Annotated in this window: 11 protein-coding genes and 2 pseudogenes; 1 reads left to right on the top strand and 12 read right to left on the bottom strand. The window is 48.7% G+C overall.

From position 1 onward, the window contains the following. The 4 genes and pseudogenes from trmB to Q0413_RS08995 all read right to left on the bottom strand — a co-directional run. Nucleotides 1–1,289: tRNA (guanosine(46)-N7)-methyltransferase TrmB (gene trmB, locus Q0413_RS08980; RefSeq protein ID WP_298989533.1), on the bottom strand; the 1,289-nt coding region annotated here is incomplete at its 3' end. A 3-nt stretch (nucleotides 1,290–1,292) separates the two neighbouring features. After that, nucleotides 1,293–1,958 carry a fibronectin type III domain-containing protein gene (locus Q0413_RS08985; protein WP_298989535.1) on the bottom strand — a complete coding sequence of 222 codons (666 nt, stop codon included), beginning with the start codon at nucleotides 1,956–1,958 and terminating at the stop codon, nucleotides 1,293–1,295. Next, nucleotides 1,888–2,214, bottom strand: a pseudogene (locus tag Q0413_RS08990) (RluA family pseudouridine synthase); the annotation flags it as partial. The pseudogene Q0413_RS08990 and the gene Q0413_RS08985, both read right to left, overlap by 71 nt. Before the next feature lie 633 nt (nucleotides 2,215–2,847). Further along, nucleotides 2,848–3,501, bottom strand: a pseudogene (locus tag Q0413_RS08995) (RluA family pseudouridine synthase); the annotation flags it as partial. A 31-nt stretch (nucleotides 3,502–3,532) separates the two neighbouring features. On the opposite strand from Q0413_RS08995, the gene Q0413_RS09000 reads away from it, so the two are divergent. Next, on the top strand, nucleotides 3,533–4,639 hold the full coding sequence (locus Q0413_RS09000) for an FtsW/RodA/SpoVE family cell cycle protein (RefSeq protein ID WP_298989537.1): 1,107 nt from the start codon (nucleotides 3,533–3,535) through the stop codon (nucleotides 4,637–4,639). A 104-nt stretch (nucleotides 4,640–4,743) separates the two neighbouring features. Here the strand turns inward: Q0413_RS09000 and Q0413_RS09005 are convergent, their stop codons facing one another. From Q0413_RS09005 to pyrH, 8 genes are all read right to left on the bottom strand, one after another. Then, the gene (locus Q0413_RS09005; protein ID WP_298989539.1) at nucleotides 4,744–5,070 is read right to left on the bottom strand and encodes a hypothetical protein; all 327 of its coding nucleotides are present in this window, start codon (nucleotides 5,068–5,070) and stop codon (nucleotides 4,744–4,746) included. Next, nucleotides 5,067–5,717 (bottom strand): hypothetical protein, encoded by a 651-nt coding sequence (locus Q0413_RS09010; protein ID WP_298989541.1) that lies wholly within the window; start codon nucleotides 5,715–5,717, stop codon nucleotides 5,067–5,069. The genes Q0413_RS09005 and Q0413_RS09010 overlap by 4 nt, the downstream gene beginning before the upstream one ends. Nucleotides 5,718–6,350: 633 nt before the next feature. Next, the gene (locus Q0413_RS09015; protein ID WP_298989544.1) at nucleotides 6,351–8,150 is read right to left on the bottom strand and encodes an N-acetylmuramoyl-L-alanine amidase; all 1,800 of its coding nucleotides are present in this window, start codon (nucleotides 8,148–8,150) and stop codon (nucleotides 6,351–6,353) included. After that, a complete protein-coding gene (locus Q0413_RS09020) occupies nucleotides 8,134–9,222 on the bottom strand; it encodes a nitronate monooxygenase (RefSeq protein ID WP_298989547.1) in 1,089 nt (362 codons plus the stop codon). The genes Q0413_RS09015 and Q0413_RS09020 overlap by 17 nt, the downstream gene beginning before the upstream one ends. Beyond that, nucleotides 9,222–10,427, bottom strand: a complete 1,206-nt coding sequence (tyrS, locus tag Q0413_RS09025) for a tyrosine--tRNA ligase (RefSeq protein ID WP_177389336.1) — start codon at nucleotides 10,425–10,427, stop codon at nucleotides 9,222–9,224. The genes Q0413_RS09020 and tyrS overlap by 1 nt, the downstream gene beginning before the upstream one ends. 14 nt (nucleotides 10,428–10,441) lie before the next feature. Further along, a complete protein-coding gene (locus Q0413_RS09030; RefSeq protein ID WP_298989549.1) occupies nucleotides 10,442–12,634 on the bottom strand; it encodes a RelA/SpoT family protein in 2,193 nt (730 codons plus the stop codon). Next, nucleotides 12,612–12,830, bottom strand: a complete 219-nt coding sequence (locus Q0413_RS09035) for a DNA-directed RNA polymerase subunit omega (protein ID WP_005872285.1) — start codon at nucleotides 12,828–12,830, stop codon at nucleotides 12,612–12,614. The genes Q0413_RS09030 and Q0413_RS09035 overlap by 23 nt, the downstream gene beginning before the upstream one ends. 23 nt (nucleotides 12,831–12,853) lie before the next feature. Further along, nucleotides 12,854–13,573 (bottom strand): UMP kinase, encoded by a 720-nt coding sequence (gene pyrH / locus Q0413_RS09040; protein WP_005872284.1) that lies wholly within the window; start codon nucleotides 13,571–13,573, stop codon nucleotides 12,854–12,856. Between the last annotated feature and the right edge of the window lie 52 nt (nucleotides 13,574–13,625).

Below are 13,625 nucleotides of genomic sequence, written 5' to 3' on the forward strand. Positions count from 1 at the left end.
TTTGCGTACGCTTCATTAGCACTGTTTGTATTCAGCGGGGCGCTTGTTTTTTTTAGAATTTGCGTAGCGTTCTCGCAAGCTAAAATTTTATCGCCCGCTGTCGTAGCTAAAATTTTGCCGCCGCCTAACGAAATTTCATCCATGCTCGCGCGCTCGGTTAAATTTCCGCCGCGCATTGCGTCTAAATTTGTAGCCTCATCGTTTATAACTTCTCCCGCGCTGCTTAAATTTGCGCCGTCCGCCGCGCAAGTTCCGCCTGCCTCCAAGCTTTTTTGCGCGTCAAAGTAAAAAATTTCCTCAAAATGCACGAAAAAATCCTCGCCTTTGAAGGTAGAATTTTTAAAATTTCGCGCGATTGCCGCCGCGTCAAATTTTAAAAATTCCATCTCAAATTGCTGCGGCTCGCCCAGGCTCGCGGTTTTGTTCTCATAGATCAGATCGTAGATATTTTTATCCATTTTGCGCCATCTATCCTCGTATTTGCTCGCTACGGCGGCGTCGCGATTTTTGAAGTGCGAAATTTCGCCCGCTTTGCGCTGCACGTAGGGCGAGAGCTTTTGCATCGCGTAGAGGAAGTACTCCTCGCTGTCGGTGCGAAGCTCGAAGCGACCGCCGAGCTCGAGCGTGCGTGCGATCTGCGAGGCGAACTCGTCGCTTATGACGCGGCGGTGCGGAGCGTCGTCCCACGGCACTGGGAAGTGCAAAAACACGCGCTGCAAGTAGCCCGCGGGAAGCAGGCTCAGCAAAACCCGCGCGTCGGTGGCTATGAGAGCGATATTTTGCAGCCCCTCGCGGATCGCTAGCTTTGCGACCTGCTCGATCGCGGGCTTGTAAATTTCGATGCCGATTAGCAGCGCGTCTTGATTTGAGCGCGCTTGATGAAGCAGGTGTCTGCCCGAGCCGAAGCCGATCTCAATGAAAATTTTATTAAATTTAGAGATTTTTACGAGGGATAAAATTTCATTCTCGTCCAAAATCAGCGGCGTTTTTTCGGTGAGCGAGCTGCTTTTGTAAGCAAACGCCTGCGAGATGATCGGCCCGCAGAAGCGCTCTTTAAAAATTTCGAGCGCTCGTTGCAGATGGCCGATCTTGGCGGGCTTGGTGATCTTCTCGCCCTTTACTATCACTTTGCCGCCGCTAGGCTTTAGGGTAATAAAAAACTCGCTATCAAAGCTTTTGGTTCGCACGAGCGTTAAATTTCTGCCGCGCGCCGTTTCTAAAAATTCGGTCTCGCCGAGCTTAATCGGCAGCCGCGGCAGGCTCACGCTTTGGGTTATGAAATTTGGCAAACTTTATTCTGCCTGCGCTGCGGCAATGACTGCACTAGGCTTGGACAGCTCTCCGTTTTCGGTTTTGACGGTGATGCGGTATTCATATCCTTCGCCATAATCGATATTGTCGATATACTCAGCGCTAAGTCTGCCGCGAACCTCTTTAATTGTGCTCCACGACTCGCCTCCCTTAGGACGGCGCTCGATTAGATAGGAGCTTACGCGAAGATCCGGATGCGGACGCCAGATGATCTTAACGCGGCCCGGAAGCCCGTAGATCGCCTGCGCAAACGGCACGGACTCTAGCATCTTCGCTGTGCTTGCGATAGCGACTGGAGAAGGAGCCGAAACGCCCTTGGCGCCGTATGTGCGCACCGTGTATTTATACGAAGTGCCCGGCTGCAGCCTCGTATCTACGTAGTGAGTGGAGTATGGATCTGTGATGGTGGCGATCTTTTTGGCTTCGCCGCCGCTTGCAGGCGCGCGATAAACGATAAAGCCCAACACGGCGGTATTTGAGTCGTATCTAGGCCACTCAAGCCCGATCTCATCGTCGCTCGTGATCGTCCTAACCCCCTCTACGCGCGGAAGGCTCTCGTCGCTTGCACTAGGCGCGCTAGACATAGCGCAGCCACCCGCTAATATCGCTAAAGTAGCGCTCAACGTTAGTCGGTAAAATTTTTTCATAAATTTCATCCTTTACCTTTTGATTTGTCGTAAAATTTAGAAATTCGCTCGGCAAATTTGCGCATATTTTCACCTCTTTGCCGCTTCGCGGATGGATGAAATAGAGCAAATAGGCATGGAGCAAAATCCTGCTAATTTTAGCGTTTTCGCTCTTAAATCCGTATAAATGATCGCCCAAAATGTGCCGATTTATCGAGCTTAAATGCACGCGGATCTGATGCGTACGACCCGTGAAGAGCTTCGCCGCGACGAGATTGAAGCTCTTTAGGCTTATCGGTGGCAGAATTTGGTTTTGAGCGGGATTTTTAAAATTTAAAGTTTTATTCTCGGCGAGACGGGCAGCCCGGGTTTGATCCGCGTTCATTTTGGCGGTTAAAATTTTATCTTCGCTATCTAAGAGATTGTTTGGAATTTTATCTACGTTGTCCGCGCAGCTGCTTGGAATTTTATCTGCGCTTTGGATTGAAATTTTATCCACGCTACGCACGCAGTTATTTGAAATTTCGTCCGCGTTATCCGCGCCTGCGTAGTCGTTTAAAATTTCATTCCCGCGCGCGCTTACGTCGGTCGCTAAAATTTTACTCGTATCTGCGCCTTCGCTAGCGCTTAAAATTTTATCCTCGCCTGTGGACACAGCCAGAATTTTGCCCGCGCCTGTAGTCGCGTCTGAAATTTTATCGGTAGCGCCCGTTGAAATTTTATCCGTAGCCAGAATTCTACTTGCGCCTGCGTTCGTAGCCAAAATTTTATCGGCGGCTGAAATTTTATCCGCACCCGCGCTCTTGTCCGCCCCCGTGCTCTTGCCCACAGCTGTACTATCGTCCGCGCCTAAAATTTCATTGCGCTTCTGGGCAGATTTTTGAAGCTCCGTTAGTTCCGCTCCGCTTAAAATTTCATAAAACGCGCTCTTTGCGCTGCGTCCGCCGGGCACGATCCCCATTTTTAGGCGGTTTGCTGGGTTGCGAGCGATCGGGCGCTCGATCACGCAGGGCTCTTTCAGCGGCAGGTCGATGAGCGCGAGGTATATCCGCCCCATGCTCTTATCGCTTAGCTGTGCCGATAGCGCGGTGTGCGCAGCGTTGTTTTTGGCTACGAGCAGGGCGCCGCTGGTGAGCTTATCCAGGCGGTGCACAATGCCCGCGCGAAGCTCGCCGCCGAGCGTGGAAAGCAGATAGCCGCGAGACTTGAGCCAGTCCACGAGCGTGGGCTCTTTGACGCTCGCGGCGGGGTGAACGGTAAGGCCCGCGGGCTTATTTACCACGAGCAGATCATCGTCCTCGTATAAAATTTCAACGTCGAAGTTTAGCCTCTCTGCGCTTGTTTGCTGCGGCGCGGGCGCAGGGTAGTCGATGTGCACGAGTTCGCCCGCGGATAGCTTGTAGCCGGGCCTGCTTTGCACTGCGCCATCCACTCTGACCGCTTCGGATTTGATTAAATTTGATATTTGGTTGCGCGAAATTCCAAGCTGCGAGCTTAAAAAAACGTCGAGCCTTTCGCTGCATTGTGCTATTAGATTATCCAAATTTATACCTTTTTTGGCTATTCTTACGTCAAAATTTTAATAGGATTAAGCGTTGTTTAAAATTGACAAAAAGATTTTAGCATATTTTGATTTCATTCAACCTTTTTTGATCGTGCCGATAGTGGTTTTTTCATACGTTTTAATAAGCGAGGCAAACGACGTACTATCCTCGAAGCAGGTGGTATATTTCGGCATCGGATTTGCCGTTTTTACGCTGTTTTTTCTCTTTCCGATACGCAAATTTTTATATCTGATCCCGATATTTTATTGGACCAATATCATATTGCTGCTCAGCGTCGATTTTTTCGGCGTTAGCAAGCTAGGAGCGAGACGCTGGCTAGAGATCCCTTTCGTGCATTTTACGCTGCAGCCCAGCGAGGTGATGAAGCCCGCGTTTATCCTGATGCTGATGTATCTGATACATAAAAATCCGCCGCCGAAAAACGGCTACGGGCTGAAGGATTTTTTGCGCCTTAGCTTTTACATACTTCTGCCTTTTGTTCTGATCGCGAAAGAGCCCGATCTAGGCACCGCCGCGATACTTTTTTTGACGGGATTTGCTATTCTTTTTATCATCGGCGTCGATAAAAAAATTTGGCTTACGCTGATCATCGTTTTTGTGGCCAGCTCGCCGATTTTGTACGAAAACATGCACGATTATCAAAAAAAGCGCATCGCCGATTTCATCAGCGAGGAGCCCAATTACCAGGTTAAGCAGGCGATCATCGCTATCGGAAACGGCGGCATCTACGGCAAGGATAAGGATGAAGCGACGCAGACGCACTTTAAATTCTTGCCGATTGCGACGAGCGATTTTATCTTCGCTTATACGATCGAGCGCTTCGGCTTCGTGGGGGCTGCCGCGCTGATCGCGCTGTATGCGCTGCTGATACTGCATCTGCTGAGCCTGAACTACGATTTTAAAAGCGATTATCTGATACGGGTCTTTACGAGCGCGCTTGCCTCGCTCATCTTCATTTATACGGGCGTCAATATCTCGATGGTGGTGGGCTTCGCGCCCGTCGTAGGCGTGCCGCTGCCGTTTTTCAGCTATGGCGGCAGCAGCTTCATCACCTTTATGATCCTCTTTGGAATTTTACAAAATTTGCTGACGTTTAGAATGAAGGATAACTACAAAACCTACAAGATCAGGATGTAAATTTGGCGCCGCGTGAACAGGGCAAATTGCTTAAAAATCGCGTGAAGCTCGGCTCTTCGCTTCAGCGGCGAAATTTTAAGCAGGGCGCTAAATTTTAAAACTCGCTATAAAATCACGCCGATACCGAGCGTAAAGGCCACCGCGAAAAAGGCGTATGTAAAGGCAAATTCCAAAGTTTGCGAATTAAAAAATCCGTAGTACAAAACGCTCGTGAAAAATCCGCCTACGAAAGCCACGGCAAAGATCCCGATCCGCGCCGCGACTGGCTTTGCGCCGCAAAATTTGTATAGGTAAAAAACCCCGCAGAAGCTGATCGCAAACCAGATCATCGCAGGCACCGGCCCGCTTATGCCTATCATGCCGAAAAGATCGGCTAAATTTAAAAGCAGCAAAAATATTACCGCAAGCGCAATCAGCGCGGATTTGATCATCTATCGCGCCTTGCATCGGGCGCGGAATTTTCGTTCGAGCCTAGCTTGGAATTTTCGCTGTCCTGATTGAAATTTTGCTCGGAATTTTCATCGGCGCCGCTTGCGAAATTTTCACCGAGATCGTCATTGGAATTTAAAATTTCATCCTCGCTTTGAGAATTTGAAATTTCGCCACTGCTTTTAAAGTTTAAAATTTCATCCGCCGCAGCGTCTTTGCTTTGCGGCTCCTGCGCCTCTTTTGCACTGCCGAAATCCGCGAAATTTGCGTCCTCATCATTTTCAGAGCCTTCGTCCGCAGAATTTTTATAAGCTTTATTTGAAAATCTTTTGTGCCTGATCTGCAGATAAAAGACGAAGGCGACGAATGCCACCGCCGTGATCGCGATGTAGTAGCGGTTTTCAAAGATCAGCACGCCCTCCAGTAGCCCTGAAAACAGCGCCAGTAGCGAGGCGGTAAGAAACGGAAAGCGCACTACATCTTTTTCGCCGATCGCTAAGGCGATAAGCGCGACGCCGAATATCGTGGCGTTTAGCAGCGCGCCTAGGATTTTGATTTCGGCGAAAAGATTTGGATTGACGCGCGAAGTGACGTAGAGTGCGAGCGCGACGGCTGCGAAAAGCAGGATCAAAAATACGATTTTTTTCATTTCAGACCTTTTAAAATTTATCTTTAAATTTACGATTCAGCCGCGCCTTTAATGCATATACAGCGCAGGCATCGGCACGCTGTAACTGCCGCGTTCGCAGCATTACGCAAATATCGCGCGTCCTGCGGACATAGCGCGAAATTTTAGGGTGCTACTGCGCCGTTAAGCGTGGCTTGAGCGATACACATACTCATGACTTAAAGTGCAATCCTAATTGCGCGGACGCGGTTTGAAACACGACTTGCGTTAGCGCGACAAAATCGCTATTTTCGCGCGACTTAAATGCGATTTTGTCGGTAAATTTTACCGCCAGTCGCACTCTGCTGCGTAGAGCAGCGCCAAGTACGTGCTTTAAAATTTTACGCCGAGCCGCGTTAAAATTCCGCATCTAAGCCGTATGCGTCCCTAGCTCGTGGCGCCGCAAGACGCTCCGTAAAATTTACCCGCTCGCAGTAAATATTTGGCACGCGGGCGGAATTTTGCGCGTAAGCGCCGCAGGCTTTAAAATTTTAAATTTATCGCCTGTTTATCCGCAAGAGCTATCGCGCCAGCTAAACTATATCTGCGGAGCAAATTTTGGCGCCAAAATAAAATTTTATCTTGCTCGCAAAATGCGCAGCGCGTAAAATTTCATCACTTGTTTTTCTGAAAGTACGCGTCCACGCCGTTTGCGATACCTTGGGCGATGCGGTCTTGATAGGCGCTTTTGCCTAAATTTTTACCCTCCTGCGGGTGCGTGATGTAGCCCATCTCCACGAGCACCGCGGGCATCGTAGCGCCCACCAACACCCAAAATGGTGCCTCGCGCACGCCGCCGTCTCTGCTTGAGAAGCTTTTTTTGACCGAGCTTAGCATATAGCTTTGAATGTCGATGGCAAGCTTGTTTGAGGATATTATCTTCTCGCGATTTAAAAAATTTAGGAAGGTCTGCTTCGAGAAGGTGTTCATATCCTCCAAATCGCCCCTGTTTTCGAGCGCGGCAGCGTTTTTACTGCGTTCGCTTCTAGCCGGGCTTAAGAAAAAGGTCTCCACACCGCTCATTTTAAGTGCTGAGCTAGCGTTAGGAGCGGCATTTGCGTGGATCGAAATAAACATATCAGCATTTCTTTTAGCGGCGAAAGCGGTACGCGATCGTAGATTTATAAAAACGTCGGTGCTGCGCGTATAAAGCACCTTGTAGCCGCGCTTGGTAAGCAGCGCACCGAGCTTTTTGGATGTGGCTAGCACGACATTTTTTTCCTTTAGCCCGTTTCCGACCGCGCCAGAATCGCTGCCGCCGTGACCCGGATCGATTACGATGAGTTTGCCCTTAGTGGATTTGTAAATTTTACCGGCGGCCACGGAGACCGATTTGGCGCCTTGCGCATCATCTATCGTGCTGATTTGCGGCTCGCTATCTTGCTCGCGTTCGCGCTTGCGCCCTGATTTTTGATCCTTGTTTTTTTCTGCGCGCGCGGATTTTGCGGCTTTTAAGCCTTCAGCCGTACTTAAAATCATCATATTGCCGTTAATTTCTACGTTTGCGTTGAATTCTTTCGGATCACTAAGTACGATGCGCACGGTCTTGTCGTTATACTGCGAGACGCGTACATCGCTAACAAAGCTATCTTTAAGCCGTGTTTTTTGCGATTTTTGCCGCGCGCTAAAATCAATCACGAAGCGAAAATTATCGCTACTTGCGATCGTAAAATCTTTATAATCGCCGCGCTTTAGATCGCGGTTGAACTCAAGCACGATCTCATCCCCATCGCCGCGCAGAGAATTTAGCGCAAGCTGGGCGTTTTTGTCCGCTTTTTTGACGCTGCTTTTTCTAAGCTCGCTGCTTTGATCCGCGCCGCCATCGTCTTCGTCTTGTGCGGTTGCATCCCCGCCGCCATCGTCCTCTTGGGCGTCTACGACCTCGTCAGCGCCGACCGGTCTAGTCGAGCGTAAAAACTCCAAATCCTCACTAGATAGCGAGCTTAGATCGGCTTCTTCTGGCGCGCGCGTCTTTTTGAGATTTTTGGAAGTGGAATTTTTTGAATTCTTAGAATTTTTAGAGGCGGAGGCTTTGGGGCTATGCGCTAAATTTGAAGCGTTTTTCTCGTCCGAGCTTTTGGAATTTTTTGCGTTTTCATCTTTGAGCTTTTTAGAATTCGTGCTGCTATCGCTTGCTTTGCCTTGTAATTTGGCTAGCGCAGATTCATAAGGCGAGGAGTCAAGCCCTAAATTTTTCGAGCTATAAACTAGCCTCTTTAGCGCTTTGATGCGGACCTCTTTATCGGACGCGCCTTGGTAGAGCGATTTTAGCTCTTTGTGCAGCGAGCGCTTGTAATTCGGCGTCGCTACGATAAAATCCTTGTCGAATTTCGCAAAAAACGCCTCACTGGAAGCTCCAAACGCCAATACGCAGCTAAAAGCTGCGATTAGAAAAATTTTAACTATCTTCGCCATTTATAAGTTTTTCTATCAATTCCTTCACGGATATTATCTCGTTTAATCGCCATCCGTTGGCACCCGTGAAAAACAGGCCGCTTTGCGTTTTGCCCAGATACGCGTCGCTTAGGCGGTCGGCGATGCAGTATCCTACGGCGTTAGCGCCTTTGCCGCGCTCGCATGGGCTTACGCAGTTGCTGATACAGCGGATCTTAGGCGCCGTGCCTGCGGCGATCATATCTTGCAGATTGGTATGAATGCCGCGCGCGGGATAGCCTACGGGTGATTTTAGAAGCTGGATGTCCTCTTTTTTGGCGTTAAGAAGCACCTGCTTAAATTCCTCCGCGGCGTCGCATTCAAAGGTGCCGATGAAGCGCGTGCCCATCTGCACGCCGTCTGCACCCAGGGCTTTTACGCGATCGATGTCGGTTTTATCCCAAATCCCGCCTGCGACAAATAGCGGGAAGCTGCCCCATTGCGAGATTTCCGCTTTTACTTGCGGGATTAGATTATCCAGCGCAAACGCCGGATCGCCGCACTGCTCGTAGGTAAAGCCCTGATGTCCGCCGCTAAGAGGACCCTCCAGCACTACGGCGTCGGGAATTCTGTCGTAGCGCTGCTTCCAGCGTTTGGCGATGATCTTAAGAGCCTTAGCTGAGGAGACTATAGGCACGAGCGAGACGTCCGGGAAATCTGCCGTAAATTCCGGCAGATTGGTAGGAAGCCCGGCGCCGCTTATGATGATGTCGATACCTGCCTCGCATGTGTCGCGCACGATGCGTTCATAGTCGTTCGCCGCGCACATTACGTTCATTCCCAAAGGCGCATCGCCGCAAATTTTACGAGCGTTTTGCACGATGGTAAAAAGCGCCTCTTTGCTATAAAAATTCTCGCTTTGATAGGGTCTGCCCTCGAGCGATTTTTTGGCAAATTTAAGATTTTCGTAGTAGCCGGTGCCGACCGAGCTAATGACGCCTAGACAGCCGTTTAGGCTGACATTGCCAGCTAGCTTATCCCAGCTGATACCAAGTCCCATGCCGCCTTGAATTATCGGGTGTGCAATCTTGTGTTTGCCTATCTTTATACTCATTAATCTACCTTTAATTTAGCGAATTTTTTCTTCCCTACTTGAAGAGTGTATTCGCCCGAGCTAAGCTGAAGCTGCTCATCTAAAATTTTATTTTGATCGATACTGACGGCGTTTGATTTTATCAACCTGCGCGCATCCGAGCTGGATACGGCGAGCTTGCAGCTAATTAGCGCCTTTACGATCCATGCAGGAGAGCTTACGTGATATTCCTTGATTTCGCTAGGAAGCTCGCCGGCGCCGTGGACGCGGTCAAATTCCTGCTTGGCCTCAAAGGCGGTATTCTCGTCATAAAATTGCGTGACAATCTCGGAGGCAAGCTCCTCCTTAACCGCCTTAGGATGGATCGAACCATCCGCTACGAAGCCTTTTATTAGCTCAATATCTTCGCTACTTTTTTGGCTTAGCAGATTATACCAATCCCACATTAACGCATCGCTGATACTCATCACCTTTCCGTACATATCATGAGGCGTATCGGTTACGCCGATGTAGTTACCCAGGCTTTTGCTCATCTTATTCGTGCCATCGGTGCCTACCAAAAGCGGCATCATCACGACGCTTTGTTCTTTGCCGACATCATAAATTCTTTGCAGCTGGCGACCCATTAAAAGATTAAATTTCTGATCGGTACCGCCGAATTCTATATCGCATTTCATGCAAACGCTGTCGTATCCCTGCAACAGCGGATACATAAACTCGCTGATGCTGATCGGCTGCTCTGCCTTGTAGCGCTTCTCGAAGTCGTCGCGCTCGAGCATCCGGGCAACATTAAAAGTGCTTGATAGCTCGATCATTCCGCTAGCACCCAGGCGGTTGGTCCATTCGGAGTTAAACATCACTTTGGTTTTAGCGGGATTTAAAATTTTAAAGACCTGCTGCTCGTAGGTTTTGGCGTTTTGAAGCACAACTTCGCGCGCTAGCTTTTTGCGAGTCTCGCTCTTGCCCGTAGGATCTCCGATTTGAGCAGTAAAATCACCGATTAGAAATTGCACGATCGCGCCGTGGTTTTGCAAAAATGCAAGTTTATTTAGCACGACGGCGTGTCCTAGGTGCAGATCCGCAGCAGTGGGATCCATGCCGATTTTGACGTAAAAGACCTCGCCGCTGTCGTAATAGCGCCTAATCAGTGCCTCAATCTGCTCTTCGCCGATGATCTCCGCGACGCCGCGCTTAAAATTTTCCATAATGCCTTGAATGTCAGCCATTTGCTCTCCCTTATTTAGTTTTTATATACGTCCGTAAGTGATACGAAATCCACGATTTTAAAGCGGTTTTTGAGTTTGTCTTTAATCTCCGTGGAGTCTAAATTTTCGTTTAGCTCGATGATAATCTCAAAATAATCCGACGTCGTTTCGCTATTTTCGTTAAGGCTTATCGATACTAGATCGACCTCGAGCTTGACTAAATAGTTCAAAAACGTCGCCAGCGAGCCGCGCTTGTTTTCTAAATTTAATATGATCTTGTAGCGGTGCGGCGCATTGCGCGTCCATTTTACGAAGATCATCTCATCGGTTTTGATTAGCTCGCTTGCACGTTCGCACAGCTTATGATGCACCGTTACGCCGTGTCCGTTGCGAAAGCCGATGATGTCGTCACCGCGCTTTGGGTTGCAGCAGTAATCAAACTCAACCTCGTCGATTTTAAAATTTGAATACACCACGATGTTGTCAAATTTTTGCTTCTCGATCTCATACTTGCTGCGAAATTTCATATTGAAAAATTTCTCTTTGAGCGGGTATTTTTTCAGCGCATTTACGACGTCTTTTAAAAATACCGAGTCGTAGGCAGCTTTGCCGATCTTTTTGCTTAAATTTTCTTTTTCAAGCCAGCTTAGAATGCTCTCCTTGCTCGTCGTAAAGATCGCGCATAAAATTTTAATCGCTACTTCAAAATTTATATCTCTGATCTTTTGCTTGCAAAACGCCTTTATCGTCGCGCGCGCCTTGCCGGTTTTTACAGAGCTTAGCCAACTGCAGCGGTAGTGTGGCTCGCTTCCGGTGATGATATGAACGATATCTCCGTTTTTAAGCTCCGTTAGCAGCGGCACCTTGACGCGGTTTATAAAAGCTTCGGTCGCTTTTAAGCCCACTTGAGAGTGTATCTCGTAGGCGTAATCAAGCGCCGTAGCGCCGCGCGGCAATGTAAAAATTCCGCCCTTTGGCGAATACACGGCGATATCTTCGACGTAGAGGCTGTCTTTGGCGTATTCGTAAAGATCCTCGGCGTTGGCGTCGTCCTCTTCCTGCATGCCGATGTCGTTTAGCCAATCGAGCTTCGGATTGATTGAGCCGCTATATTTATATTTCCAGTGAGCGGCGACGCCGAATTCTGCGGTGTTATGCATATCAAAGGTGCGGATCTGCACCTCTACGATCATGCTTTCGTTAAAGACTGTTGTGTGGATCGTCTGATATCCGTTTTGCTTCGGAAGCGCGATATAATCCTTAAAGCGTGAGATCAGCGGATTAAATTTAGTATGGATGATGCCCAAAGCCAAATAGCAATCCATCGGCTTTTGCACGATGATGCGGATAGCCAAAAGATCAAGCACCTCCTCGATCGAAATTCCTTTGCGCTGCATCTTTAAAAAGATCGAGTAGTAGTGCTTCATCCGCTTTTGGATCTCAAAGCTGCCCTCGCTAAAGCCGTTTGAAAGCATATACTCTTTGATCTTTTCGCTAAATTTGCTCAAGCTCATCTGAAGCTGCTGCTTATGCTCCTCGACGTAATCGGCGATCGCAGAATACTCTTTAGGCATGACGTATTTGAAGCTAAGATCTTCAAGCACGTTTTTGATCGATGAAATTCCAAGCCTGTGCGCGATCGGCGCATAAACCAAAAGTGTCTCCTCGCCGATGCGTTTTTGTTTATCGGGGCGGAGTGCGTCTAGGGTTAGCATATTGTGTAGCCTATCGCAGAGCTTGACTACCAAAACGCGCTGATCGTTAATGGAGATCATCAGCATCCTGCGGAAGGTAAGCGCCGTGGTGCGAAGCTTGGCGTTGCTATCGCCGGATGGAGCCAGCTTATCCTCTCTGATGTTTACGATTTTAGTAAGCCCTTCTACGATTTTGGCTACTTCGTCGCCGAATCTTTGTCTAACCTGCTCGATGCTGTAATCTGTATCCTCTACTACGTCGTGTAGTAGCGCAGATATTACCATCGCGTCATCTCCGCCCATAAAAGATACGAAGCAGGCTACCAAAATCGGATGGATCGCATACGGCTCGCCGCTTTTGCGAAACTGCCCGTTGTGCTGCGCGATGCATAAATTTATAGCATCCACCAGCAGCGGAGTGGGCTCTTTTAGATTATAAAGCAGCTGCTTGGCGCTTTGAATGTCTTTGGTATCGACGACATCGTCGATGAGACTTTCTAGGAAGTTATCATTAATCCTTGTCAACGATTCCATCTAATGCGATCTTACCTTCGGCTAGTTCCAAGATTGCTATATCGGCAAATTTCATCCTGCGAGTATCTACGTTATCTATTAACGGCGGCTCGCCTGCAGCTAGCTGCTCGGCGCGTTTGCTTATCATCAAAGATAGCTTATATCGGTCTCCGCCCGTTACTTTTAAGGCCTTGGCTACAATTTGTTCGGTTCTCATCAATTCTCCTTAAATTTAAAATTTCAGTTTTTTACGATCGAGCAGGAGCTTAGATCTCCGCCATCGACGATTTTGTATAAATTTCCGCTTTTAAACATATTGCATACGATGATCGGAAGCGCATTATCCTTAGCAAGCGCGATAGCCGTATCGTCCATCACCCTGATGTTGTCGTGCAGGGCTTGATCGTAAGTGACTTTGGAAAGCAATTTCGCGTCTTTAAATTTTTGCGGATCTTTGTCGTAGATCCCCATTACTTTGGTGGCTTTTATGATAGCGTCGGCTCCGATCTCAATCGCGCGGAGAGTGCCCGCAGTATCGGTCGTGAAGAATGGATTTCCCGTGCCTGCGGCAAAGATCACGACGCGACCTTTTTCGAGGTGCCTTTTAGCGCGGCCGATGATGAAGGTCTCGCAGATCGCTTCCATCTTTATCGCGCTTTGCACGCGCACGTCCATGCCCGCGTATTCTAGCGCCTCTCTCATCGCGATTGCGTTGATGACGGTAGCTAGCATGCCCATATGATCGCCGCTGGTGCGTTTGATGATACCGCTAGCCGCGGCGCTTACGCCTCTGATGATGTTGCCGCCGCCGATTACGATGCCTACTTCGATGCCGCCCTCTACGAGCTGCTTGATCTCTTTGGCGATAAATTTTAAAATTTCGCTGTCGATCCCAAAGCCGTTCTCTCCCGCTAGCGCTTCACCCGAAAATTTTACGAGTATGCGATTGTATTTAGCCATAAATTTAGCTCCTAATAAAATTTTAAAATATTACCCAAAAGTCGTTTAAAAA

It is taken from the genome of uncultured Campylobacter sp. (assembly GCF_938045465.1).
GTDB lineage: Bacteria > Campylobacterota > Campylobacteria > Campylobacterales > Campylobacteraceae > Campylobacter_B.